The sequence below is a fragment of the Acuticoccus sp. I52.16.1 genome (genome assembly GCF_022865125.1).
Classification (GTDB): Bacteria; Pseudomonadota; Alphaproteobacteria; order Rhizobiales; family Amorphaceae; genus Acuticoccus.
In genome coordinates this window covers 81,856-106,551 of sequence record NZ_CP094829.1, presented here as the reverse complement: position 1 = coordinate 106,551, position 24,696 = coordinate 81,856, and the positions used below count along the sequence as shown (strand labels likewise).

Sequence of the window (24,696 nt, the reverse complement as noted above, 5' to 3'; positions counted from 1 at the left end):
AGCTTATCGTGCAACGAATGCCTCGAATGCCGCCAGGGTCCGACCGGAAACGTGGTGCTCGATCCCTTCGGCATCGGCTTCGGCAATGTCCCTCGGCACGCCTACGGCGATGAGTAGGGCCACCACGGTGCGATGTCGAGTGCGCACATAGTCAGCCAACTCTGACCCTTTCGGTGTGAGGAATACGCCTCGATAGGGCTTCGAGGTGGCAAATCCTTCTCGCTTGAGTCGGGTCACCGCCTTGGTGGCTGTCGGTTGCGCCACTCCCATGCGTTCCGCGATATCGGCGACCCTCGCCTCTCCATGAGTCGCAATGAGATCCCCGATCATCTCAACGTAATCCTCTAGGACGGCTTTGGCCTGGGCCGCACGCGCACGGGCAAAACGGCTGGCCTCCTCCGAAGGAGGTGCTTCCAGTGCCTCAGTGTTCGCTTCGTCCATAGCTGCACTTCCAGATCTAGGTCCGGCAGAGATTCAATCGCAGCGGTACCATACCGAGTAGGAAATCCATAAGATAGCCGAGGCTTAATTTCATTCCCGACGCATGCGAATCCGGTTGGCGAAAATAGCCTATTGCAGGAAGTATAGCATAGGCTATAAATAGTATGTCGCAAAACTCGGAGTGCCGCGTTGATCAGCACAGAACGCACTCGCTCGGGAATGTCCGCCGTTCTATCCGGCCAACGCCGCGGTCTTTCGGGCAAGCTTCTTTTTGCGGGTCCGGCCGTGATCGCTTCCATCGCCTACATGGACCCCGGCAACTATGCGACGAACATTCAGGCGGGATCGGGCTACGGCTACCAGCTCCTGTGGGTGGTGCTGCTCGCCAATCTCATCGCGATGCTGTTTCAGGCGCTGTCGGCCCGGCTCGGCATCGTGACGGGCAAGAACCTTGCTGAGATGTCGCGCGACCAGTTTCCCAAGCCCGTTGTCTGGGTCATGTGGTGCGTCAGTGAAGTCGCGGCCATGGCGACTGATCTCGCCGAGTTCCTCGGGGGGGCGATCGGCCTGTCGCTGATCTTCAGCCTACCACTGATCTGGGGTATGGTCGCAACCGCCATCGTCACCTATGGCATTCTGATCTTCGAGCGGCACGGCTTCCGGCCGATGGAGCTGATCATCGGGACGATGGTCGCCATCATCGGGCTCTGTTACCTCATCCAACTCTCGATCGCGCCGGTCGACTGGAGTGCTGCGGCGGCTGGTCTGGTGACGCCGACCCTGCCTGACGCCGCCGCCCTAACCATCGCGGTGGGGATCATCGGCGCAACGGTGATGCCGCACGCGATCTATTTGCATTCCGGTCTGACCCAGACCCGCGCCCTGATCCGCAATGAAGAGGATCGCGGCAAGGTGCTCCGCTATTCCAATATCGAGGTGATGATCGCGCTGGCCATCGCTGGCATGGTGAACATGGCGATGGTGATGATGGCGGCGAGCGCCTTTCACCAGGGCCACAGCGATGTCGCCGAGATCGAAACGGCCTACCGGACACTGACCCCGCTGTTGGGTGCCGCGGCGGCGTCGGTGTTTCTGGTCTCGCTGGTCACCTCGGGGATATCGAGCTCGGTGGTCGGGACAATGGCGGGGCAGCTTATCATGCAGGGGTTCCTGCATGTACGAGTGCCGATCTGGCTGCGCCGCCTCGTGACCATGGTACCCGCCTTTGGCGTGGTCGCGCTGGGCTACAACGCGACCGAAGCGCTGGTGCTGTCACAGGTGGTGCTGTCGATTGCCTTGCCGGTGCCCATGGTTGCGCTGATCGTCTTCACATCACGTCGCGATCTCATGGGGCCATATGCGGCGGGGCCGATGACCCGCATGCTCGCTTATGCCGGTGCAACCATGGTGCTGGGGCTAAATTTCGTTCTGCTCGCCGACACCTTCGGCGTTCCGATCCCCCTGTTCAGGGACTGATATTGGCAAGACTAAATCGAGCACACCAAATGCAATGCGGCGGACTAAATTATCGCGTGGCCTCTTTGCGTTTAAAGAAAATTTTTCCAAAAGAGAGAATTATGGCTCCTGTCACGATGGTGACGTCGGCCATATTAAACGAAGGCCAATGAAATTGTCCTACGTATACATCAATAAAATCCGTGACCCGGCCGTGGCGAATTCGATCAATAATATTTCCTAGCGCACCACCAATAATCATTCCGCAAGATATGTTATGGTGCAAGTCATTGTTTTTGTATATAATTATGACAAGAATGCAGCAAATTAATATTCCAAAAATTATCAAGACGAGAGGTGGGGCAAATCCAAATAACCCAAAACTTACCCCCGCATTTTGTATGAAAACGAAATTCAATCCTGGAAAGATGGGTATGCCTCCTCGGAGAATTTCGGCTTGGGCGGTCACCAATAACTTGCTGCCCTGATCAATAAATAACACAATAATGGCGACTAAAAATCCGCTCTGCAGAGACGTTACTTTGTACTTTTTTGATTTAATATGGAGAGGCATGCGTACTTCGCGCGTCCGTGGCGCGTCAACTCGCATCGCTTTGGGTGTCTATTGCGCGTAATATTTTTGGCACGGCAAACTCCCTCGACTCATGATAATCTATATTGCTGATGTAGCGTCCACCGGCATCAAACAAGAAAACACTCGCTGTATGGTTCATGGTATAGGCGTCGCCACCCCTGGAAACCTTTTCGTATGAAACGCGAAAGTCCCTTGCGGCACGAGAAATTTCAGCCGCGGATCCCGTCCAACCTCGGATCTGCGCGTGAAAGTAACTTATATACTGAGACAGCACTTCGACGGTATCGCGCGCCGGATCGACGGTGATAAAGATCACGTTTAACTGCGCCGCCACCTCACCCAGCGCATCAAGCCACGATGTGATATCCGACAACGTCGTTGGGCAGACGTCTGGACAATAGGTGAAGCCAAAAAACACCATTGTCGGCCGCCCGACGAGCGATTGGGGACCTACGCTCTGGCCCTCGTGATCGACAAGTTTGAAGGCCATTTCAGCAAGAGGGAGCGGAAATGGTCCAGGAGATGAAGGAGTGGCCGGTCCGTCCACCTGCCACCATCCAGCGAACAGCGTCAGGGCCGTCAAGGCAACAGTCGCAGAGCCATACCTAAGGATGTGCCGGCGCCGCATTAATCGCGAGGACCTCGCGCTGCTATGCCACGAGCCAGGACTTCGACCGTTACCTCGCCGCCCTCGGCAAATTGCAGCGTTAGTTTAAAGCGATCGCCTTTGTTTATAGGCGCCTGCAAATTCATAAGCATCGCGTGGAGGCCGCCCGGAGCAAGTGTCAAAATCGTGCCAGGTGCAATAGTTAGGTCACCGGCGGGCTCCATGGAGCTGATGCCCTGCTCGTTCGTTGCGGTGCGGTGCACCTCTGCTTTCATCGCAATTGACGAGGTCAGCCCGATCAGGGTGACGGGCGTCTCGCCGGCATTGCGGATCGTCATATAGGCGACGCCTGGCCGGCTGGTTCCAATCGAGGCGCGCGACCAGGCGTCTTCGACGATCACATCGTCCGATGCTGCGAATGCCGTGCCGGACAGGGCGAGAAACAGCGCGATTGCGGCGAATCCAGCTGTCCGCATGCCTCGGAGTATTTCTACTTTGGATAGTTTGAACATCACTACGAGCCGCCTGATGCTTTAATTTCCTTTGCCACCAACGCTCGAAGCTCGTCCTCTCCGAAAGGATCGAGACGGATTCCGTTCACGAAGAAGGTTGGAGTTCCCTTGACCCCCATCGCCTCAACATCAGCACGATCTTGGTTGATGATCCCGGTTGTGCCTGGGAACAGCATCTGAGAGCGGGCCTCTTCGACATTCAGACCGGCGGCTGCTGCGATCTGAAGGAGTTCGTCTGTGGCTTCTGCCCCATGGGTTGCCCATCTCGGCTGCTCTCGGAGGATCGCTTCAAGGACAGGCTCAAAGGCATTTTGCATCCGCGCAGCTTCGAGAACGCGGATTGCCTCCTCCGACGCCCCGCGGTGGAACGGCGTATAGCGGAGAACCAGCCGAACGCTGCCCCCCTCTTTCGTCATGATGTCCTTCACGATTGGATAGAACGCGCGACAGGCTTCACAAGCTGGATCAAAGAACTCGACGATAGTGACAGGGGCATCTTGTGGACCGAGACTCGGAGAGTGGGACCGGATAAGCCCTTCAGCCAACTTCGGCGGCACGCTGGTCAGTTTGGAAACAGGCTCGGGACGCATGTTGTACCAGGTGGCGCCGGTAAAAGTGGCACCTGCGAGAACGAGGACAGAAAGGATCAATAGTTTCCGAATCATGCGGAAGCTTCCCTCAAGGAGATGGCGGACAAAGCGCCAATCAAAGCGAACGCCAAAAGGGACAGGGCCGGAATGGGCAGGCCGAGAACGAGCTGATCGGCATCGGTGCACGAAGGTCCGGTGGCTTCACAAGGCTGGATCTTTTCCGGAAGGAAGCCGAAATACAGTCCGACATGCCAAAGTGCGATCGCACCGCCCATGAGCGCGAGAAGGACACCGTAGCGACCGACCGTCCGATCCCGAGTCCATAGACCGAGCCCAAGAACAATGGCGAGCGGAAACATGAAGGCGCGCTGAAACCAGCACAGGACGCAGGGCTGTTGTCCCATCACCTCGCCGACAAAGAGGACCGCGAGGGACGCGAACAAAGCCATGAGCCATGCAGCGGCTAGCGCCCCCTCCTTGAGTAGATGCGGTGTCATTGTCTCATCCGTTTTTCCAAATCGAGGGCGACCTCTTCCGCCGGCGTTCCGTAGGAGTAAGAGGTGACGAAACCCCCACTGCGATCGAAGAGGAACAGCTGCGACGAGTGCGCCATCGTGTAGCCTGCCGGCGTTGATGGCTCTTCTATCTTCTCGTAGTAAACTCTGAATGATTTTGCCGTTTTATCAATTTGCTCTACGGTTCCCGTCAGGCCTACTATTCTTTCATCGAAACTAGGCAGATAATTAGCAAGCTCATCGATAGTATCTCGCTCAGGGTCAACCGATATGAAAAGGGGCTGAACTTTATCAGCGTCGCCTCCGAGTTCCTTTAGGATCAGCGAGACCTCAACAAGGGTCGTGGGGCAAATGTCAGGACAATTTGCGAAGCCAAAGAACACCAGCATCCAGCGACCAGCGAAATCCTCGTCAGTACGCAAATTGCCCCGCTGATCGGTGAGCGAGAAATCCGCATAAAAGGGTGGATCGGGTTGTACCTCTCTGGGGTCACCGCGACGGGTGGCCCACACAGATAGCAGGGCAAACGCGATCAATCCGACGCCCGCCAGCACCCACAGGATTATTCGGACTGCACTCAAACTCAACGGATCGTTCACCTTTGGCTTCAGCTATCCGAACCGCTACATCCTCTAGCCACTGTAGGTTCAAGCCCTGTTGCCCAACGAAGACCGATTGTCACGCCACGGCAATCTCGATGCCTCGGTGCGGAGCTTCGCGGGTAAGATAGCCTTGGAGGACCCCCCATGCTGACAATAGGTGCCCTAGGACGGAAGACCGGAACAAAGGTCCAGACCATCCGCTACTATGAGCAAATCGGCCTGATGCCGGAGCCAGATCGCACAGAAGGCGGGCAACGCCGGTACGGAGATAACGAGCAGGATCGGCTTGCATTCATTCGACATGCGCGTCAGCTGGGTTTCTCTCTGGAGGCGATTCGTGAGCTGCTCGATTTGTCGGATCAGCCCAGCAGGCCGTGCGCGGAGGCGGACATTATCGCTCGCCGACAGCTAAGGCAGGTCGAGAAGCGGATCGCCCGCCTCGAGGCGCTTCGGACAGAGCTTGCCCGGATGGTACAAGAGTGTGGGGGTGGCAGCACTGCCGGATGTCGGGTTCTGGAGGTTCTGCGCGACCACTCGGAATGCTTGACCGACCATGAAGGGATAGGCGCTTAAGCGCCAGCTTGGCGTTGCTCCCGCCAAGTCAGGCGGCCCAGAGGGACAAGGCCATCCCCACCTCACGTAATCGTTACGCAATCGCCAACGAGGATACGGCGGGGTTTGCGGGCTATCAAAGCGCAATTGTCACTCCCACCCTCTTGAAGCTCTAGTGGCTAGAGCCCCTAAGCTCCGCTTGTTGTCTCCGTGTCGAGGACCACCTTCATGTTCACTGAGTCCTTGAAGGAATATCCTGATATCGTCGGGATCGCTTGCGAGGGAAGTCTCACAGATGACGATCTCTATGGAATTCATATCCTCCTTCAGGAGTCACTTGCTTCCGCGCATCAACCAGGTCTTGTAGTAGATCTTTCCAGATTTACTGGGTACTCAGATCCAGAAACATTTTCCGAATATGTTCGGATAGACATCATTCATTGGAATGATTTCAACCGAATCGCCATCGTGGGTGATCAGAAGTGGATGGAGTTGGGAGTTGCGGTTGCGAGTTTTCTGACCCGTGCCGAGATGCGTTGGTTTGATGCCGGCGAAGCGGAGCAAGCTGTCGACTGGGCGCGGCGCGCCTGATGGGACGAAAGCGGTTTGAAACGGGCAGGCGCGAAAGGCTCGACGATTTGGGGGATCTCCCTCCAATCTCCATCGATGCGCAATTCGATCGACGGAGATTCCTGCGTTCTTCCGATCCTACACGGTGGCAACTCGCCTTCCTCGCAATGAGTGTAACATCGACAGTTTTGGTGGCCGGGGCCCTTTGGGCAACGCTTTATAAGGCGCAGCAGCCGGTCATTCTCGATACGATCGTTGCACAAACAGCGCCGCGGAAATCGAACTTCGGTGCGCCATCAGCCAAAGGTGACATTGCGGCGCGGGAGGAACCCGAGGCTATCGACGAGGCGCACGAGACGACGATGGCTGTAGCGGTCGTCAAACAAGAAAGTGAGAAGCAGATTGTTGAAACCAGGCCCTACCGCTTTGTATCTCAACCCTTTCTTCAATCTCGCGAATCACTAAAAGGAACGATTCCTCCGTACAATCTCGCAAATACGATCAGATCGCTTCCAGAGCCCCTCAAAACGTCGAGTCAAATATATTCCGGCGAACTAAATTCGGATTTTTCTGTCGAAATAACGCCGTTCCCTCAAGATTACGATTTTGATAATGAACAAGATATTAGCTCAATGGAGTATGATCTGTCTCATGTTACTAATTCGTACTCGGATTCACACCTAGAAGGCTCCGTTAATAGCAAATACGCTCAAGAGATGACGTCATCAGACGTTCCGCTCGAGAGCTTTACTGAAACACTGTACGTGCCATCCAACGTGACAGTCTTGGACGCCAATATTACCTACCTTGTTAAGTCGGCGGATGTGTCGGCTCGCTCCCTGAATACGCTCGTCGATCTAGTTCAGCCGAACGATACGATTCGAGACATTCTCATAGGCAGTGGAGTCGCGCCCGCTGAGGCGGAGCGGTCCCGCGAGGTTATGAGTGTCGGCCTCAATGGCGGCACGCTCGAGGCCGGCGATATCGTAGAGATAAACTTTGGTCTCGCGAAGGCGGGTTCATCCGGTAGACAGATCGAACGCTTCACCGCCTATCGTGACGGAGAACCGCTCCTGAGTTTCGCCCGGACCGATGCCGGAGATCTCACTGTCGCGCGGCTTACCAGGACGGCACCGCCGCCCATCGCCGAAACCAAACTGCCGGATCCGGGCGGACGCGGCAGCCCGACCGTCTATGAGGGTCTATATCAAGCAGCTTTGACGAAGGGAGTCCCTGAACGTCTGATCGGTGAGCTGATCCGTGCGTTCGCATTCGAGGCCGATCTGACCCGGCCCGTCGGCGCGCACGACCGGATTGAAGTAATTTTCTCCCAGCAAGACGGGGAGGATCGATCCACTAATGACGCGGCAGGAGAGGAAATCTTGTTCGCCGCGCTTACACTCAATGGTGTCGAGTATCGCGCTTATCGCTTTCAGGATCCTGAGAGCCGCAAGGTCGAGCTCTATGACAAGCGCGGCCGTAGCGTGTCACGTCTGCTCCTGCGCAAGCCGATGGCTGGAGGTGCATTCCGATCCGGCTTCGGAATGCGCCGCCATCCGATCCTGAAAACCAGCAAGATGCACACCGGAGTGGACTGGGCCGCCTCGCGCGGCACACCGATTTATGCCGCCGGGAATGCGACGGTATCTCGGGCAGGTTGGCAGGGAGGGTTCGGCCGCGCCGTTCAGCTGAGGCTCGAAAACGGCTACGAAGCACTTTACGCGCACATGTCGAAAATCGCCGCCGACATCAAGGCCGGCAGCTCCGTTCGCCAAGGCGATGTGATCGGATACGTCGGGACGTCAGGGCTCTCGACCGGCAATCACTTGCATTACGAGTTGTCGGTCAACGGCCGACGCGTCGACCCGCTGAGACAGCGCGTCCCCCACGAGCGTGAATTGTCCGGCGATGCACTCCGCGCATTCGAGGAGGAACGCAAGCGCATAGATGCGCTGGACGAGACCGCGCACGGTGATGCGCATCGTTCGATGACGTGAGTCCCAAGATGCCCCACGGATCCGCGCCGAGTACGAAAAAAGCCAGGACCGACCAAGCGATCTCGCTCCGGAGAGAGCACTCACGTACTGCACATCAAAAGCAATTTCATGCCACGCGGTCGCGAGGAGACGGCGCGGCCAAGCCGAGAGCTAGCGAGTGTCACCTATGATCGAAATCTCCCGCCGCACTGTCGTCGCTGGCTTTGGCGCTTTCGCCGCCGCTGGATGTCAAGCGGTACCGGAAGTTCCCGTCACCCCCACGATATCCCCACAGGTGACGGCAATGTATGGGCCGCGGCCCGAGGAGCGCTTTCCGATCCCCGCAGTCGACCTTTCGAAGATCGAACCCGAATTCTATCGACGTGAGGTTCTCGATCCGACCGGCGAACGACCGGGAACGATCGTCGTCGACACCGCATCGCGCTATCTTTACCTCGTTCGCGAAGACGGTCGGGCGCTGAGATACGGAATAGGTGTCGGGCGTGCTGGCTTCTCGTGGTCCGGAACCGCGATCATCCGCCGAAAACAGGAATGGCCCACCTGGACACCTCCAGCGGAGATGATCGCCCGCGACCCCGACCTGGAGCCGTACCGGGAAGGCATGGAGCCAAGCCTCAGCAATCCGCTCGGCGCGCGGGCACTCTACCTCTATCAGAACGGGCAAGACACGCTCTATCGTCTGCACGGCACGCAAGAGGCCTATTCGATAGGCCGCGCGGTATCGTCAGGCTGTGTGCGTCTTATCAATCAGGATGTCATCGACCTTTATGACCGAGTGCCCGTGGGCACGCGGGTCGTAGTGCTTCCGCCCGACGATCCGCCGGCCGCCTGACGGAGGAAGATACGCGAAATATTAATCTGTAAGATATTTGTATTTATAATCACTAAAACTGTACTATTTGCAGATCATCCGAATATTATTCATGGCCTATGATATATCCACCCTAATCTCGCAGGAGTAAAATTGTGAGATTGAAATATAGGTATCCCGGGTGCTTTGTCGTCTCCGCGATATTACTCACGTTGCCCGTCGCTGGATGCTCAAGCTCCAACAGAGGATACAATTCCCCCATTTTCGCGACCTCCACGACCCCCAACCCATCCACGCAGGCCAGTGTCGTCGACAGCAGTCCAAAGGGACGCTCGGGCTCCGCACCCCTCAACACGACGGCCGCGTCGGACGATTCCGTCGCGCCAACTACAAGCCCCCGACCAAGTTCAACAATTGCCAGCCCGTTGAAGAGCTATGACGCTGACGATGGAGGTGGAGACCCAAGTCACGCCGATCGACAAAGGGCGCTCCCAATGCCTAACACAGCAAATAATGTCGACTCGTCTCAAAAATTACAAGACTCCACAAATCAAAATAAACTTTCATCTGAGGCGCATTTGATTGATCGTCAATATAAAAATGAAAATCCTGATGGTAACGCTCAATCAGAATACTCAATTGAAGAATCTATCGATTCAAAAGATATTTATGATTCTGCTTCTGTGCAACCATCGTCTCGATTGTCATCAGAAGATAAATCAACCCCAATTCGATTCTTTTGGCCTATTAGAGGAAAAATTGTATCAGGATTTGGCATTCAGTCGAACGGAGAAGTTAACAGTGGAATTTATCTAGCGGCCCCGGCCGGCACTCCGGTGCTTGCGGCATCCGCCGGAACTGTAATCTACGCAGGTAATGGCATTAAGGACTTTGGCAATTTGGTGCTTATTAAACACAATAACGGTTGGGTTTCTGTCTATGCTCACAATGACAAAATCAAAGTCCGCCGCGGAGATACGGTAAATAGAGGAGATACCATAGCAACCGTTGGTCAGACGGGAAAAATAACTTCACCCCAATTGCACTTTGAACTACGAAATAACGCAAAGCCTGTTGATCCGCTCCCAAGAATTACTGATGGATAGTCCGTATGACGGATGCGGATCAGGTCTCTTGCTCGGTTTGACCGATTTTCGGCGCAGGATGTGCGCTGCATTCTCCAGCAACCTTTTGGACGGACGCAAAGCCTCCGCAACGAGCCGACTAATTGTAGTCGACGCGGTTAGGGGATGCGCCATTACGGGAGTGGTTCTGTTCCACTTGGTTTGGGATCTCGATCTTTACGGTTCTGTCCCTACGGGTTTGGCGACCCATCCTGCCTGGATCGCATTCGGACGCACTCTGGCGGCGACTTTTATGGCGCTGGTAGGTGTCGGGTTAGTGCTCGCTCACCGCAGAGGCTTTCGAATACGAGGATTCGCCAAACGGGTTTTCGCAATCGCAGTTGCCGCGCTCACTGTCACGGGAGCGACATTTCTTTTCGTTCCGGACGCCTTTGTCTACTTCGGGATTCTCCACGCGATTGTTGTCGCGAGTCTCCTTGGCGCTTTACTTCTCGGCCTCGATTCCGCGAGTCTCGCGCAGCTGGGAATTTTCGTGATCCTCGCCGGCATTATGAGTTCCTTCGACGCCTTCAATGCCCCATGGCTCGCTTGGATTGGCTTCTCGTCTTCCGCGCCACCCAGCCTAGACTTTGTGCCCGTATTCCCATGGTTCGGGGTAACACTTCTCGGGATGAGCGCGGCCAAGCAAGGTGCGGTTCACGCGTTAGAGCGAACCTTTCGGAAGTTTCGAAAGGCGCATTTCGTCCGGAGACTGTGTCAAGCCGGCCGTCACAGTCTGGCAATCTACTTAGCTCACCAACCAGTGATTCTTGGTGCGATTGAGTTGGCCCGGATACTTGAGTTGTGATTGATTGACTGAAGGAACTTCAGACTCCCAATCGCGGATTCGCCGCGCCCAAGCAGCGCAACAGCGACGGCGAGAAGGCCGACATCAAGGCCGACCGCATCCCGGAGGTGTGGCAGGGCCATCCGGCGAAGCTGCGCCAGAAGGACCGCGACGCGCGCTGGACGCTGGTCTTCGGCAAGACGCGCGAGCGCAACGACGGCACGCGCCACGCCGACATCGCGATCCCATTGTTCGGGTACAAGAACCACATCTCGATCGACGACAGATAGGGGGTTGATCCTCCAGCTACTGGAGACTCCATCATCCCCATCCATAAGCGCCCCAGCAGCTGCATGTGAAATCTAGCGTCCGACCGACACGCCCGCGGCCATTCTCTGGGCACAAGATACACTAAACATAAAATGGACTCATTTTTGAAATTTGATTCATATTGACGTTATGATGCAAATGTGATGTGTAATCATCGCGAATGAACCTGAGTGAGCCGTCGTGGAAACGCGGCATGTGGATCTTTATGCTGACCTCTCTTTGAGATTGGAGGGTCACATGAGGAAGCCAGACACAGAGGGAAAGGTGCTGCTCGGCAATGTTGTGCGACCGTTCTTGGATGCCGGTGGGACACTTCGATATCATCCCATCAGAGATGAGAGCGGTAAGACCCACTGGCTGGTGTTCGGCGTTCGCTCCGACGGAACCGAATCTCAGGTTTTCATCTCAAGGAATGGCGAGCCGAAACGCATTCGCTCTGCCAACGCTGTTTTATCGTATCACCAAAGTATGTTTCCAAACGAAGACGGCGTTTTCATACCGTGGCTTCCTACTGAAAAGATCGACTAAGACCGTTCTATTGAAGAAATCGAAGAAGACAAATAAGTTTGTCTATCGACAATTACATAAGCAGCTCGAATTAATATCGTTAATACGCGATTTTCTTTTTGAATATTTTTCCTTCAAAAGGTGTATTTATAGATCCGACATGGGTCATAAGCACCCGCTCATCTGGGAGCGGTCGCAATGAGTCGAGTTTCTTGGCTCGGCGGTGATCCTGATCGTCATTTTCGCAATCTAAGATTGATGCACCCGTACCGGCCGTGGCCTGACCTATATCCTTACTGCCGCGGGATTCAGGACCGCACCTTTTACCGCCATGGCACGGCCATACGCACGCCCACCCATGCTGGTACTCGATCTTCGCCGGGGAAGAGTCCTCGACCTCTTCGCCTGATGCGATCCCTACTCCTTCTACCGATGCTGCTTTGCGTCGACGCGACTCTGTCGATTGCGATGGTCATGGAGTTCGGATCGAATGGGGCTGTGACCCTTGCCGGCGATCCGCGGCAGGACTCTCGGATGACGGTTCCTATATGGACCGACCGCAACCAGTTGCGCGCAATGGCGTACACGATCGGCCTTCGTCACGCAGAAGGGCCGGGACCGCGAACCGCCGGTCTCACTGCCACGGAGTTCGTGGACTTCTTCGTGGCGCTGATCGATCAGGAAAGCGGGTTCGATCCGCAGGCGACTTCGCCGAAAGGCGCGCAAGGTCTCGGGCAGCTCATGCCGGAGACCGCGAACCTCCTCGGTGTCTCCGATCCCTTCGATCCCGCCGAGAATTTGGATGGAGCCGCGCGGTACTTCACGGCGCAGCTCGCCCGCTTCGGCGACGTTCGACTGGCCCTCGCCGCCTACAACGCCGGCCCGCGTCGCGTGATCGAGCATGGCGGTGTACCGCCCTTTCGCGAAACGCGGGCATACATCGCCACCATCACTGCCGCCGCCGGGTACGCGCCGGCGACATCAGAGCCTGAGCGTCGAGTTCCTGTGAGCGGGGCTGCGGTGCGTGAGGTGTCCACCAGCCCTCAAATGCAAAGGAGCGGCGTATGGGAATTCAACTGAAGAAGGCCCGTCACATCGCCGGCCTCGCGACGGTGCTCACCGTGGCGGGTACGAGCGCGGCGATGGCGCAGGATCTCTCGCCGGTCACGAACTTCTTCACCACACTCGGCGAGGCGCTGACGGGGACGCTCGGTCGTGCCATCGGCCTCGTCGCCCTCGCGGGTGTCGGCCTCGCCTTCGCGACGGGCCGCATGAACTGGATGTTCGCCGGTTCGGTTCTCATCGGCCTCGCCATCCTCTTTGGCGCCGCGACGCTCCTCTCCGGATACTCATGAGCCACCCGTGCTTTCAGGCGCTGACGAGGCCCGTGAGCATCGCGGGCCTCCCTATGAGCTACGTGATCATCCTCTTCGGTGTCACGTTCGGGGGCTTCATCGCGACGCTCTCGTTCACCTACTTCGTGGTCACCGGCGTCGTGAGCTACATCGGCCTCCGGCTGCTGGCGAACTATGACCCCCGGATCGCGGACGTCGTGTTCATCACGATGATCCGCACGCCCCTTCCGCCGAGCTGGTTCAAGGGTGAAGGGATCATCTACCGTGCTTGACGTGCAAAGGGGGCATGGCCGCAAGGCCGTGGAGCCCAAAGGCGTCTCGGGTGAGCACATGCTCGCCCGGCACCTGCCCTACGTCGTCCCGATCGGCGACGACGTCGTGATACTCCGCGATGGCGACATCATGGCCGCATTCATGGTGGACGGGATCGAGGCGCTGACGGCCGAGCTGGCCGCAGTCGCCGATCTCGCCGAGGCGCTGGGCGGCGTCATCGCTCAGGCAGGACCGGACGTCGCGTTCTATGTCCATCGACTCTCCAACCCGGCGAGTGTCGCGATGCCACCGATCGATGGCGACGGTTTCGCCGCGGCGGTGGATCGTGCGTGGCAAGGCGACCTCGAGACCATGGGGCTGCGCTCGCGGCGGATCATGGTCACGGTCGTGGTGCGACCGATGACGCTCACCAGTCTGTGGGCGCGGATCTCCGGCGGCGGCAAACGCGACCTTGCGGCCATGCGCGAGCGCCGTATCGCCCGGCTCAACGAGGTGGTTGGGCACATGATGGGAGCCCTCTCGGCCGCCTCGCCACGCCGCCTCTCCCTTGCCGAGGGCGAATGGCTCGGCATGCTGCAGGCCTGCGTCTCGGGCATCTACCGGCCGCTTGCGCCAGGGGCTGAATTCCGGCCCCTGGCCGATTTGATGACGGCCTCGCGGGTCGATTTCCGGGACGACACATTCGTCGTCTTCGGCAATGACGCCGACGAAACCCGCTTCGGTGCGGTCTTCACCTACAAGAAATATCCGACCGAAACGCATGCGGGTGTCTTCGACGGGCTCGATCTGCCGCACGACACGGTCATCACGCACTCCTTCACCCCGATCGAGCAATTCGAGGCGCTGGCGCGCGTCCAGCGGACGGCGCGGCAGATGCGGGCCGCCGACGACGCGGCGCGCTCGCTGGAGGCGCAGCTTGTGGATGCGGCCGACGATCTGGCATCCGGCCGGATCAGTTTCGGCCTGCATCAAGCCTCCATCACCGTCTTTGCCCGCACTGAGGCCGAGCTCGATGAGAGCGCGTCACGTGTCCGCAGCGCCGGTCAACGCACCGGCGGCGTCGTGGTCCGCGAGGATATCGGCGCGCGCAGTGCCTTCTTCGCGCAGCATCCAGGAAACCACAGCTACCGCGCTCGCGCGGCCATGATCTCGTCGGCGAACTTCGCGGACTTCGCCGCCCTCCACGCGAACGGCGAAGGGCTGAAGCCAGACCGGACGCCTTGGGGCGCACCGATCACGACATTCCGCACGCTCGGCCACGAGCCGCATCGCTTCAGCTTCCATCTGGCTGGCCGACCCGGCGAGCGCACTGTGGGTCACACGCTGATCGTCGGGCGCACCGGCTCGGGCAAGACGGCCGCGATCGCCTTCCTGATGGCCCAGGCGCAGCGGATCGAGCCGCGCCCGCGCATCATTGCGTTCGACAAGGACCGAGGGCTCGAGATGGCCCTCCGCGCGCTTGGGGGAAGCTACTCGGCGGTGCGCATGGGGGAGCAGACGGGCTTCAATCCATTCCGAGCGGAAGGCGATGCCCGGGGCACGGCCTGGCTGACCGATTGGCTTGGGGCGCTGCTGTCGCAGGACGGGGCCGGCCTCTCGCCGATGCAGGCCGAAGCGCTGGCCCAAATGACCGCGAGCAACGCCGACTCCGATCCGGCCTTGCAGACGATCAGCCATTTCCGATCCCAGCTCCGCGGCGTCGACGACGAGCAGGACCTCTACACGCGCATGGCGCAATGGGACGAGGGTGGCCAGCACGCCGGGCTGTTCGGCGGCACCGACGCGGATCCGTTGCACTTCGCCAGTGACGTGACCGGCTTCGACCTGACCGAAGTGCTCGACATCCCGAACGTGCGCACGGCTTGGCTGAGCTACGTGTTCCGGCGCATCGAGCGGACAATCGAGGACGGCCGGCCGACTCTCGTCGTGCTCGACGAGGCGTGGAAGCTCCTCGACGACGCGTATTTCCAGAGCCGGTTGAAAGACTGGATGCTGACGATGCGCAAGAAGAACGTCGCGGTCGTCATGCTGACGCAGCGCGTGTCGCACATCGCCGAAAGTCGCGCGGGGAGCTCGATCCTCGAAAGCATCGCCACGACGATCCTGTTTCCGAATTCCCGCAACACGGCAGCGGAGCTCGCACCGCTGGGCCTCACGGATGGGGAACAGGAATTCCTCATGTCGTCGGGGTCCGGCCACCGCTACGCCTCGATCCGCTCCGGCGACAGCAGCGTCTTCGTCGACATGGATCTCGGTGCCCTCGGGTCGCTCCTGACGGGCTTGGTGTCGGGTCCGGGCGACGAGCGTTCGCCGCCTGGCTGGCGAGAGAACCCAGCCTTCTGGAAGGAGCTTTGAGATGTCCGGGAGGATCCTCCTCGTGCTCTTGCTGGCGGCCTCGACGGCCGGATGCGCGAGCTACACCGCAGAGAAATGGCCCTGCAAGAACAAGGCTTGCGAGTGGGCACCGATCAACCAGAGGGGTGTCGTGGTCGAATGAAACGGATGACTATCCTGGCGACGGTCTCGGTGGCTTTGATGGGGGGCCCGGCCGCCCATGCGCAGGGCGTGCCGGTGTTCGACGGCACAGCCGTCGCGCAATTCGTGCAGCAGCTCGAACAGATGCGGCAGGACTACGAGGCGCAGCTCGAGCAGCTCACGAGCCTGCAGGATCAGCTCGAAAGCATCACCGGCGACAAGGGGATCAGCAGCATCCTCAATTCGGTGACGGATCAGTCGGCGCGCCAGGCGGCGGACAGCCTGACTTCGATTATGGACGGGGTGATTGGCGGTGGCTCGATCGCCGGCGGCAACACGTCGGTCCTGAGCGACCGGATCGGCGAGCTGAAAGACACGTTCGACCTCGAGGATCTCTCGGCCTATTTCGGCTCCGATCTGGCGCAGGACCGCGCACTTGCCACGCAAGCCGGATCCGGCATGGCGACGGTGGCGACGGCCGAAGACACTTACCAGCGCGCCAACGCCTCGATGGAGCGCATCAACACGCTGATCGACGGCATCGATGCCAACGCCGACCTCAAGGCGAGCCTCGATTACAACACGCGGATGATGGCCGAAGTCGCCGTCCTCCTGAACGAAAACCTGCGCCTGCAAGCCGCGATGGCGGCCACGGTCGGCACTGATGCCATCTCGGCTGCTCGCGACCGCACGGCAGGCCGCCGGTTCATGTACGGCACCGAGGAGTAAAATTCATGAAGTCGATCCCATTTGCCATCGCCCTGCCCGTATCGATGGCGATCCTCGCGGGGCCCGTCTCGTCGGAACCGGCCAATTGGGGGTGCACTGGCGGAAGTGTCGATAGGGATCAGTTCTCGGCACGCTCACCCAACCGAGCGATGGAGCGCGTTCTGAAAGAGTATCAGGTGCGCTGGGACGCCGCGCATGTCCGCCAGCAATGCGAAGCGTTCGCGAAGGGTCAACCTCACGAAATTGGCTGCCTGCGGGGCCGACGGGATTGGGACGCGATTGAGGCGATGGTCCCCGATGAATTGTGGGGAATGCCGCGGAAGGAGGTTCGACCTTACTACCTCGCGCTGCAGGAGGAGGACGACGGGTACAAGGCTGCTCTCGACTACTGCCGGGAGGTTGGCGCGATCCCCAAGGGATGGGTCCGCTAAAGGCGGTGATTTCGAGAGGTAGAGGACGATGGCGACATTTGTTGTCGAGACCCTCGACAAAGTCGACAGTGCCATTGAAGGGTACGCGGAAAGCGTTTTTGCTGATTTTGGTGGCGCCGTTTCCGGTCTGATGCAGGCCATGGGCCTCGTCGGTCTTGCCTTCATTGCGTTCAACACCTTGGTCCAGTGGGTGCCAATTCGGGTGACCGAATACACACGATGGATGGTGCGCTACATCATTGTCCTGACGGTCGCGACGACATGGGCGCAATTCCAGCCGATCTACGACATCGTAACGAATACCCCGGGCGCCATAGGCGCGGAGCTGTTGGGGGCTGTCGATGCGCCCAACCTCAATGTCGCTCTCGACGACATGATTACAGGCCTGTTCGAATTCTCGGAACGAGCCGATGAGGAAAGCGGCTACTTCTCGATCTCTCTGACCTCAGTGCTGGTGTGGGTGGTTGGTGCCCTGATGGCGTGCGTCGCCATCATTGTTTCGGCCATCGCCAAGGTTGGCCTCGCCATGGCGATCAGCCTCGCGCCGATCTTCATCCCAACGCTGATGTTCAAGGCGACCGGCAATCTCTTTGAGAGCTGGGTGCGCTTCACGCTCGGCTTTGCCCTCATCCCTCTCGTCCTCGCCGGGGTCATGGGAGCAATCGTCGGCATTGGGCAGGATATGATTTCCGAAGCCGAAGGCGCCTATGAGCTGCAAGAAGCGGCTGGCTTCCTCATCGTCGGCGCGGCGGCGATCTTCCTGATGATCCAGGTGCCGACGCTTGTGAACGGCCTTGCCGGCACGTTCGTCGCGACGGCCAACGGCGTGGCGATGGTCCGGCAGGGTGCGGTTGCCGGCGGCGGCGGCGTGAAGAGCGTCACGCAGATGGCGACGCCGCGGGTTCTGCAGACTGCATCGGCCATCGGAGCGGCGCGTAGCGCTGGTGGCGGAGCCGGCTCCCGGATCAGCGCCGCCCTCCAGGATGCCCAGCAAACCTCGGCCGCTATGCACCGCAACCGCGAGATGATCGGCCTTCGCAACCAGGAGCGCGGCCAGCGCACGTCGCTCGGCGAGCGCCGTGAGGCAGGGCAGGCGGCGATGATCCAGAGTGCCCGCGAGAACCGGAACGATCGCGAGGCCGCAAGGCAAAATCGGACCGCCGCAATCCAGGCTTTGATGCGCTCTCCGCAGGGCACAAGGCGTCCGGGCGAAGGCTAATGGCCGCTCCCCTACCCCGCCGTCCTGCCTAGGGGCTTCCCGCACGACACCGCAGGAATTTCGACGCGCCCCCGATCGCGTCGCGAAAGGAATCTGTCCGAGTGGCAAAGAGCAGCAACGAGATCGCAACCGGATTTGCGGACGAAGTGTTTTTCGGCCTCCGTCGTCAGCGCAATGTCCTGGGCTTCATCGCGGCCGGGAGCATCGCGGTCGCGCTCACGTCCGTGGTGGCGCTGTGCATCGCGCTGCCGATGAAGGAGATCCGCCCCTACGTGGTGATGGTGGACAGGTCCACCGGCGAGAGCGAGCAGATCGTCACCACCCGGCCCGGCTCCCTGTCGGAGCAAGAGGCCGTCCGCGAGGCGGAGATCGTCCGCTACGTGACCGATCGCGAGACTTATGACGTGGCGGACAACGCCGCGCGCATTCCCATGGTGGCCAACACCTCGGTCGGGCAAGCGAGCTCGTCGCTGCGCGCGCTCTGGAACTCCGCGGCTGAGAACTATCCGCCCAACATCTACGGCACCGACACGCTGATCACCGTCAAGGTCGCCTCGATCTCGATGCTGGGTGACACGACGGCACAGGTCCGCTTCACACGACGCCTAGAACGACTCGGCGACAATCCGATCGAGCGCAATTTCGTCGCGACGGTCGGCTTCGAGTTTCGGCCGCGCGTCGAACGCAATCTCGAACAGGTCTGGCAGAACCCGCTGGGGTTCACCGTCACGAACTATCGCGTCGATGCCGAGACCCTTCGCGCCCGGGAGAACTGACCATGGCAATCCGTCGGATGACCCTCGGAACCCTGGCGCTCGTCGCTTCGGTGGCAGCGGCACAGGCCGAAGTGAAGCCGCTTCCCTACTCGGCCGACCCGCGCATCCGTCACTACACCTACAGCGAGCACCAAGTGTACCGGCTCGACGTGTACATGAAATTCATCACGTCGCTGCAATTCGCCCCCGGCGAGAACGTGGAGTCCGTGCAGGTCGGCGACAGTGCCTCTTGGCAGATCGTGCGGCTGTCGCGCGGCGACGTGCTTTCGGTGAAGCCGCTGATCGACAACGCCTACACCAACATGACGGTCTACACGGACCGGCGCGTCTACACGTTCGAGCTGCGCGCCAAGCGTGGCCGAGCGGGTGACCCGAACCTGAGCTATCGCATCGATTTTCGCTATCCGGGCGAGGAAGCCGCGCAGCGACGAGTGCAGCAAGAGCGCGCAGCGCGGCCTAAGGACTTCAACTATTTCTACGCCGGCACGGCGCGCAGCATCGTCCCGGTGCAGGTCTATGACGACGGTCGCAGCACCTATTTCCGTTTCGCGCCGGACGCTCCGCGGCCCGCGATCTTTGCTGCGAACGCGCGCGGACAGGAGGCCATCGTCAACGTCTCGCAGACCCAGGACGGGTTCGTCGTCTCGCGCACGTCGGAACGTTGGACGCTCCGCCTGGGCGACGAGACGATCTCCGTCGCCCACGGCTCCGTCGCTCGCCGAAGCGGCGGCGCATTCGGGCGAGGCAACGCGCGCGGTGGAGACCGATGATGACGGACGACAGGACCGTAGACCGCGATCGCCTCGTCGAGGAGCGCCGCCGCGCCTTGGAGACCAAACCGAAGGGCAAGCGCTCGCGGGTTCTCATCGGCATTGTGATGGGGGGCGCCTTCGCCGCGCTCTCAGTTGTCGTCCTCGCGCCCGACCAGGTGCGCTCGCTATTGGGTGGTGGCGCCTCCACCAGCGAGACGATGCAGGAAACCTCCCGCATGGATGGCGGCATCTCGACGGAAATCACCCTGCCTGACGATGTGGAGACGTCAATCGTCGATGTGGAGCCGCCGATGCGCCCTGCCCCGACGAGCCCGGCGATCGACGACAGTGCTTATCGATCGCAGATCGCGGCGCTTGAACGGCAGCTGGAGGAGATGCGCACGCAAAGCGGCGATCAGGTCGACAAGATCCGCGCGTTGCTCGATGAGCAAGCCGAAGCGCTGCGTGACCAGTTCGACCGTGAGCGTCAGGTGCAGGAGGCCGAGTACGAGAAGCGCCTGCAGGCCGCGCGCGAGGCGGCAGCGGCCGACAAGCTGAGCGAGGAGGAGGCCGCCGCACGGGCGCGGCTTGAGGAAGAGCGAATGCGCCGTGAGGCGATCGCGCATGAGCAGGTGCAGTCGGACGCGCTGGTGCTCGATGGCGGCGGTGCTGTCGCCGCCGCCTCCTCCGTCCAGAGCGGCGATCGTGAGCGTTCGAGCAATGAAGACTTCATGCGCATCGCCTCGACGCAGAGCTACGATACGGTGCGGGCAACGACGATCGCCAACCCGGGGCGAACCATCGTCCAGGGGACATCGCTCGCCGCGGTGCTCGAGACGGCAGTCTCTACGGAGCTGCCGGGCATCATCCGCGCTGTCGTCTCACACGACGTCTACTCCTACGACGGCGAGAACGTCCTGCTACCGCGCGGGTCCCGGCTGATCGGGAGCTACAATTCCGACGTCTCCATTGCGCAGAACCGGGCGCAAATCGCCTGGAACCGGGCCGTGACGCCGGCCGGCGTGAGTGTCGAGCTCGGCGGCTATGGTGCCGACCAGCTTGGCATGTCGGGCCAGTCCGGCCAGGTCGATACGCGCTTCCGCCAGCGCTTCGGCTCGGCGGCGCTGATCTCCCTCATCACGCTCGGCCCGCAGTTCATCCTGAGAGAAGGGACGAGCGACACGTCACGCGATGCCGCGGAGGATCTGTCGAGCGATCTGGAAGACACGACCCAGGGCGTGATGGCGGAGTACCTCACGCTCGGCCCGGTGATCTATATCGATCAGGGCACCGCGATCTCAGTCATGGTCAACCGCGACCTCGTGTTCTGACAGCCGTGACAGCGCCAGCCAGCCACGCCGAGCAGGGCCTCCTCCCCCTGCGCACTCCGCTGACTTCCGACGAGGTCAACGAGGTGGTGGTGAACCCCGACGGGCGCATTTGGGTGGAATACGCCTCGCAGTCGCATATGCAGCTTTGGGATGGGGCTATTCCGGCCGCGCGGCTGAAGATGCTCGGCTCACACCTCGCCGGCGAGTCGAAGAACCAGCTTGGACCGCATCATCCCATCGTCTCGGGCCGCGTAAAGGTGTTCGGCCAGTCGATGCGCGTGCAGGTTATCGTGCCGCCGGCGATCGAGGACGGCGTGTCCGTCTCGATCCGCAAGTACATCTCCCGGGTGCTGCCGGTGACGGACGTCGCCTTCCTCGAAGGTCGCCAAGTCGACGTCGAGGGCGAGCGCCAGGCCAACCTCGCAGAGCTGGCGGCGCTGGCGGACGACGGCCGGCTGCAGGAGCTGCTGCAAAAGGCGATCGACGATCGGCTCAACATTCTGGTGTCGGGCGGCACGTCGTCAGGAAAGACGACACTCGCCCGCGCAATGCTCTCCCTGAGCGGTCATGCCGAGCGGATGGTGACGATCGAGGACGCGCCGGAGCTGCACCTGCCGCATCCGAATACGGTGCCCCTGATCGCGGACCGGCGCACCGGATCCGAACGCTCGCCGGCGCGGCTCCTCGAAAGCGCACTGCGCATGCGCCCGGACCGCTTGATCCTGGGCGAGATCCGCGGTGAGGAGGCGTTCAATTTCCTGGAAGCGATCAACACCGGTCATCCGGGATCGATCAGCACCATCCACGCCGACAGTCCTGCGCTCGCGCTCGAACGCCTCGCCATGATGGTGATGCGGGCCGGGATGAACCAGACCCGCCGGGATGTGCTGGACTATGCGCGGAAGACGATCGATCTCATCATCCAGGTCGGCCGACGGGGCGGACAGCGTGGCGTGCTGGAGGTCTATCGACCCTCCTTGAAAGCTGCCCCTCTGCCAGCCTGAAGGGCCAATTCCGGACACGGTAGGAGCCTCGCCGTCATTCAATCAACGGACATGACGGCCCTCATCGGGCCCGCTCGGATAGAGGACAGACCTTGAATCCGATTGTCGGCCGCCCACATTTCCGGTAGTGTTACCGGAAATGGAGCGCGGGTATGTCGTCCACCGAACAATCTGCCGTTACGCGGTGGCGCAAGCGTCGTGAGCGTCAAGGGTTCGTGCGTCTGGAAGTCCAGGTGCGCAAGGACGACGCCTCCTTAGTCCGCGAGATCGCTGCCGCGCTCGGCGACCCGGAGCGCGAGGCTGAGACGCGTGCAATCCTGCGCGAGAAGATCGTTGGTCGGCGCACCGGCGGCCTCAAGGCACTGCTCACCGCCGCGCCGCTCGACGATATTGACCTTGAACGCCAGCGGGACCTCGGCCGCGACGTGTCCTTGTGAGTTTTCTGATCGACACGAATATCATTTCCGAGGTTCGCAAAGGGGGGCGCTGCGACCCCGCCGTCGCAGTATGGTGGGCAGGTGTTGCCGAGGACGCTCTGTGGCTCAGCGCACTCGTGCTGGGCGAGATCCGCAAGGGCGTGGAGCTCGCGCGCCGCACCGATCCTCGCAAGGCCGCAGCGCTTGAGTCTTGGCTCGGCGATGTGGTCGCGGGCTTCAGCGACCGCGTGCTGCCGGTCGATAGCGCGGTTGCCGAGGAATGGGGCCGGATGAACGCGATCCGTCCAGTTGCCGTCGTCGATGGGCTTCTGGCCGCGACTGCCAAGACTAACGGCCTTACCCTGGTAACCCGCAACGCCGCGGACGTCGCCGGATTGGGTGTAAACGTGCTGAACCCGTTCGGAACCGAATAGCGGTTCCAGGGCTCCAGTCACACGCGAGATGCCTCATCCAAGGATCGCATCGTCGTAGGGCTCTCTTTTGCCGCGGGATGAAGTGCCAATTCCGGACGCAGGCTGCGCGAGGCAGGATCCGTCGAAGTGGACATTAGGCCTCGCGAGAACGACTGTTCTTGAGATGACCGCACCGTTGATAAGATCGGCGCTGCCAATTTTTCTGTTTGCCAATCTGGCAACCTCGGGATATGTGTGTAGATGGGGAACGTAGATTGCTGGCGGTTGAATTTGACCGTTGGTGGCAATATGGCAGAGGTGCGTCACGATTGTGTGGCGCGCCTTTTTGCGTTGTTATGGGCTGTCTCGGCAGCGGACGCCAGCAGCGCAAGATCAGCCGGTGATCTACGTTCCCCGACGTGATCTTGGCTGAGATTTAGAGTGTCCTCGCTGCCAGGAGAAAGAGCATGTCCACGCGACGCTCGTCATCAAGCCCGCCACTCTCGGAGGAGATCGCGGCGCGGATCAAGGCCCTGTGGGCGCACACCGAATTGACGCAAGCCGAGATTGCAGCGCGCTTGGGCGGCATCAATCAAGGTCGTGTTTCAGAGGTCATCCGCGGCCTCCGCTACCGCAACGTTCCTCCCGCCGAGTTGGGGGGCTTTTAATGTCTGGGAAGAATCTGCGCCCCGGACAGAAAGCTCCGCGCTCTGGGCAGTATGAGATCAAGGGCGTTCGGGGCGGTAGCACCGGAAAGGAACGCACCGTTGTGAAGGGGGAGCCCCTTCCGCCGACGCCTCAGTCCGGCCAGAGCTACAAGCTTGTTGACCCGACCAAGAATGGTGCCGGCAAGAAGTAATGAATGGGAGGGCCGCGGAGTCTCCTCCGGCCCTCCTCCCTCACAGAGCAGGCGTCCAAAACGGACCCTAGGGGTCGCCGGTTAACGCAGATATGCCCAATCATAAACGAACATTAGCAGACAATAGCGACGAGCATCTCAAGACGCTAATTGATCATCGCGTTGTTCTCGTCAATTTTCAATCTGAACAGTACCGCACGTTTGACAAATCAATACTTACGGTTTCCGGTGGAGCTTTAGCTCTTTCGATCGCGTTTTCTGACAAATTCGGCGGTCAGAATCCGCAGATATCCGGTTGGCTTCTAGGCGCTTGGGCGGCATTTGGCATCGCGATATTTATCAGTATCGCTTCATATCTATCCGCTTCCGCGGACCTCAACAAAGCTATAGATGAAGTTGATGCCGAAATCCGTGGGGAAGCGGATGAACTTCCAAGCGGTAATGTCTTCAAAAATGTGACAAAAGGGCTAAATATCGCGGCGCTATTGCTGTTCTTGATTGGCGTCGGCGGTCCTATACAGCATGCTCGAGTGGTAGGAGGCGACTACGATGTCAACGAAGAAGTCGAGCAACCCAATACCGAGCGAGAAGGGCCTAGTTAGCCCGGCGCCGCCGCCAAGGCGACCGACGCCAAACAGTGGATCGGTCAGCCCAAAGCCGCCGCCCAA

The 24,696-nt window shown here is 60.0% G+C and carries 31 protein-coding genes and 1 pseudogene; 25 read left to right on the top strand and 7 right to left on the bottom strand.

Annotated elements, in window-relative coordinates:
* Positions 1 to 3 precede the first annotated feature (3 nt).
* Positions 4 to 441 carry a manganese-binding transcriptional regulator MntR gene (gene mntR / locus MRB58_RS23585; RefSeq protein WP_083551957.1) on the bottom strand — a complete coding sequence of 146 codons (438 nt, stop codon included), beginning with the start codon at positions 439 to 441 and terminating at the stop codon, positions 4 to 6.
* A gap of 219 nt (positions 442 to 660) precedes the next feature.
* Here mntR and MRB58_RS23580 point away from each other — a divergent pair, with 219 nt between their 5' ends.
* Positions 661 to 1,917, top strand: a complete 1,257-nt coding sequence (locus MRB58_RS23580; RefSeq protein WP_083551956.1) for an Nramp family divalent metal transporter — start codon at positions 661 to 663, stop codon at positions 1,915 to 1,917.
* 49 nt (positions 1,918 to 1,966) lie between these two features.
* On the opposite strand, the gene lspA is transcribed toward MRB58_RS23580, so the two are convergent.
* Genes lspA through MRB58_RS23550 form a run of 6 tightly spaced genes read right to left on the bottom strand, consistent with a single transcriptional unit; the run spans position 1,967 to position 5,314 of the window.
* A complete protein-coding gene (gene lspA, locus MRB58_RS23575) occupies positions 1,967 to 2,470 on the bottom strand; it encodes a signal peptidase II (RefSeq protein ID WP_244782138.1) in 504 nt (167 codons plus the stop codon).
* A gap of 25 nt (positions 2,471 to 2,495) precedes the next feature.
* A complete protein-coding gene (locus MRB58_RS23570) occupies positions 2,496 to 3,119 on the bottom strand; it encodes an SCO family protein (protein WP_244782137.1) in 624 nt (207 codons plus the stop codon).
* Entirely contained in the window at positions 3,119 to 3,586 is a 468-nt protein-coding gene (locus MRB58_RS23565) for a copper chaperone PCu(A)C (protein ID WP_371747321.1), read from the bottom strand. The genes MRB58_RS23570 and MRB58_RS23565 overlap by 1 nt, the downstream gene beginning before the upstream one ends.
* Positions 3,587 to 3,612: 26 nt before the next feature.
* Positions 3,613 to 4,275: a thioredoxin domain-containing protein gene (locus MRB58_RS23560; protein ID WP_083551953.1), complete on the bottom strand. Its 663-nt coding sequence runs from the start codon at positions 4,273 to 4,275 to the stop codon at positions 3,613 to 3,615.
* Positions 4,272 to 4,697, bottom strand: coding sequence for a disulfide bond formation protein B (locus MRB58_RS23555; RefSeq protein ID WP_244782136.1), 426 nt, complete (start codon positions 4,695 to 4,697; stop codon positions 4,272 to 4,274). Before MRB58_RS23555 ends, MRB58_RS23560 begins: the two co-directional genes overlap by 4 nt.
* The gene (locus tag MRB58_RS23550; protein WP_244782135.1) at positions 4,694 to 5,314 is read right to left on the bottom strand and encodes an SCO family protein; all 621 of its coding nucleotides are present in this window, start codon (positions 5,312 to 5,314) and stop codon (positions 4,694 to 4,696) included. Before MRB58_RS23550 ends, MRB58_RS23555 begins: the two co-directional genes overlap by 4 nt.
* A gap of 147 nt (positions 5,315 to 5,461) precedes the next feature.
* Here MRB58_RS23550 and MRB58_RS23545 point away from each other — a divergent pair, with 147 nt between their 5' ends.
* The 24 genes and pseudogenes from MRB58_RS23545 (at position 5,462) to MRB58_RS23430 (ending at position 24,630) form a co-directional block, all read left to right on the top strand.
* Positions 5,462 to 5,890 (top strand): helix-turn-helix domain-containing protein, encoded by a 429-nt coding sequence (locus MRB58_RS23545; protein WP_244782134.1) that lies wholly within the window; start codon positions 5,462 to 5,464, stop codon positions 5,888 to 5,890.
* A 207-nt stretch (positions 5,891 to 6,097) separates the two neighbouring features.
* Positions 6,098 to 6,460: an STAS/SEC14 domain-containing protein gene (locus MRB58_RS23540; protein ID WP_244782133.1), complete on the top strand. Its 363-nt coding sequence runs from the start codon at positions 6,098 to 6,100 to the stop codon at positions 6,458 to 6,460.
* Positions 6,460 to 8,436, top strand: coding sequence for a M23 family metallopeptidase (locus MRB58_RS23535; protein ID WP_244782132.1), 1,977 nt, complete (start codon positions 6,460 to 6,462; stop codon positions 8,434 to 8,436). The genes MRB58_RS23540 and MRB58_RS23535 overlap by 1 nt, the downstream gene beginning before the upstream one ends.
* 166 nt (positions 8,437 to 8,602) lie before the next feature.
* Positions 8,603 to 9,268, top strand: a complete 666-nt coding sequence (locus MRB58_RS23530; RefSeq protein WP_371747313.1) for a L,D-transpeptidase — start codon at positions 8,603 to 8,605, stop codon at positions 9,266 to 9,268.
* 473 nt (positions 9,269 to 9,741) lie between these two features.
* Positions 9,742 to 10,353: a murein hydrolase activator EnvC gene (locus MRB58_RS23525; protein WP_244782131.1), complete on the top strand. Its 612-nt coding sequence runs from the start codon at positions 9,742 to 9,744 to the stop codon at positions 10,351 to 10,353.
* 160 nt (positions 10,354 to 10,513) lie between these two features.
* Positions 10,514 to 11,179: a heparan-alpha-glucosaminide N-acetyltransferase gene (locus tag MRB58_RS23520; RefSeq protein WP_244782130.1), complete on the top strand. Its 666-nt coding sequence runs from the start codon at positions 10,514 to 10,516 to the stop codon at positions 11,177 to 11,179.
* 44 nt (positions 11,180 to 11,223) lie between these two features.
* Positions 11,224 to 11,439, top strand: a pseudogene (locus tag MRB58_RS23515) (IS5/IS1182 family transposase); the annotation flags it as partial.
* Between the two features lie 286 nt (positions 11,440 to 11,725).
* On the top strand, positions 11,726 to 12,016 hold the full coding sequence (locus MRB58_RS23510) for a hypothetical protein (RefSeq protein WP_244782129.1): 291 nt from the start codon (positions 11,726 to 11,728) through the stop codon (positions 12,014 to 12,016).
* 477 nt (positions 12,017 to 12,493) lie between these two features.
* Positions 12,494 to 13,075 (top strand): lytic transglycosylase domain-containing protein, encoded by a 582-nt coding sequence (locus MRB58_RS23505; protein WP_244782128.1) that lies wholly within the window; start codon positions 12,494 to 12,496, stop codon positions 13,073 to 13,075.
* Positions 13,060 to 13,350 (top strand): TrbC/VirB2 family protein, encoded by a 291-nt coding sequence (locus MRB58_RS23500; RefSeq protein ID WP_111352537.1) that lies wholly within the window; start codon positions 13,060 to 13,062, stop codon positions 13,348 to 13,350. The genes MRB58_RS23505 and MRB58_RS23500 overlap by 16 nt, the downstream gene beginning before the upstream one ends.
* Before the next feature lie 53 nt (positions 13,351 to 13,403).
* Positions 13,404 to 13,622 (top strand): VirB3 family type IV secretion system protein, encoded by a 219-nt coding sequence (locus MRB58_RS23495; protein WP_244782127.1) that lies wholly within the window; start codon positions 13,404 to 13,406, stop codon positions 13,620 to 13,622.
* On the top strand, positions 13,615 to 15,978 hold the full coding sequence (locus MRB58_RS23490; protein ID WP_244782126.1) for a type IV secretion protein: 2,364 nt from the start codon (positions 13,615 to 13,617) through the stop codon (positions 15,976 to 15,978). The genes MRB58_RS23495 and MRB58_RS23490 overlap by 8 nt, the downstream gene beginning before the upstream one ends.
* Positions 15,979 to 16,125: 147 nt before the next feature.
* Complete coding sequence (locus MRB58_RS23485) at positions 16,126 to 16,827, top strand: type IV secretion system protein (protein WP_244782125.1); 702 nt, start codon at positions 16,126 to 16,128, stop codon at positions 16,825 to 16,827.
* Between the two features lie 5 nt (positions 16,828 to 16,832).
* Positions 16,833 to 17,258: a hypothetical protein gene (locus tag MRB58_RS23480; RefSeq protein ID WP_244782124.1), complete on the top strand. Its 426-nt coding sequence runs from the start codon at positions 16,833 to 16,835 to the stop codon at positions 17,256 to 17,258.
* 28 nt (positions 17,259 to 17,286) lie between these two features.
* Positions 17,287 to 18,477 (top strand): type IV secretion system protein, encoded by a 1,191-nt coding sequence (locus MRB58_RS23475; RefSeq protein WP_244782123.1) that lies wholly within the window; start codon positions 17,287 to 17,289, stop codon positions 18,475 to 18,477.
* 101 nt (positions 18,478 to 18,578) lie between these two features.
* Positions 18,579 to 19,253 carry a virB8 family protein gene (locus tag MRB58_RS23470; protein ID WP_244782122.1) on the top strand — a complete coding sequence of 225 codons (675 nt, stop codon included), beginning with the start codon at positions 18,579 to 18,581 and terminating at the stop codon, positions 19,251 to 19,253.
* A gap of 2 nt (positions 19,254 to 19,255) precedes the next feature.
* Entirely contained in the window at positions 19,256 to 20,023 is a 768-nt protein-coding gene (locus MRB58_RS23465) for a TrbG/VirB9 family P-type conjugative transfer protein (RefSeq protein WP_244782121.1), read from the top strand.
* Entirely contained in the window at positions 20,020 to 21,336 is a 1,317-nt protein-coding gene (locus MRB58_RS23460) for a TrbI/VirB10 family protein (RefSeq protein ID WP_244782120.1), read from the top strand. The genes MRB58_RS23465 and MRB58_RS23460 overlap by 4 nt, the downstream gene beginning before the upstream one ends.
* A gap of 83 nt (positions 21,337 to 21,419) precedes the next feature.
* On the top strand, positions 21,420 to 22,340 hold the full coding sequence (gene virB11 / locus MRB58_RS23455) for a P-type DNA transfer ATPase VirB11 (protein WP_244782119.1): 921 nt from the start codon (positions 21,420 to 21,422) through the stop codon (positions 22,338 to 22,340).
* 152 nt (positions 22,341 to 22,492) lie between these two features.
* Positions 22,493 to 22,777 carry a hypothetical protein gene (locus MRB58_RS23450; protein ID WP_244782118.1) on the top strand — a complete coding sequence of 95 codons (285 nt, stop codon included), beginning with the start codon at positions 22,493 to 22,495 and terminating at the stop codon, positions 22,775 to 22,777.
* On the top strand, positions 22,774 to 23,190 hold the full coding sequence (locus MRB58_RS23445) for a type II toxin-antitoxin system VapC family toxin (protein WP_244782117.1): 417 nt from the start codon (positions 22,774 to 22,776) through the stop codon (positions 23,188 to 23,190). The genes MRB58_RS23450 and MRB58_RS23445 overlap by 4 nt, the downstream gene beginning before the upstream one ends.
* Before the next feature lie 446 nt (positions 23,191 to 23,636).
* Positions 23,637 to 23,837 (top strand): hypothetical protein, encoded by a 201-nt coding sequence (locus MRB58_RS23440; protein ID WP_244782116.1) that lies wholly within the window; start codon positions 23,637 to 23,639, stop codon positions 23,835 to 23,837.
* Positions 23,837 to 24,028: a hypothetical protein gene (locus MRB58_RS23435; protein ID WP_244782115.1), complete on the top strand. Its 192-nt coding sequence runs from the start codon at positions 23,837 to 23,839 to the stop codon at positions 24,026 to 24,028. Before MRB58_RS23440 ends, MRB58_RS23435 begins: the two co-directional genes overlap by 1 nt.
* Before the next feature lie 92 nt (positions 24,029 to 24,120).
* Positions 24,121 to 24,630, top strand: coding sequence for a hypothetical protein (locus MRB58_RS23430; RefSeq protein ID WP_244782114.1), 510 nt, complete (start codon positions 24,121 to 24,123; stop codon positions 24,628 to 24,630).
* The last annotated feature ends 66 nt before the right edge of the window (positions 24,631 to 24,696 follow it).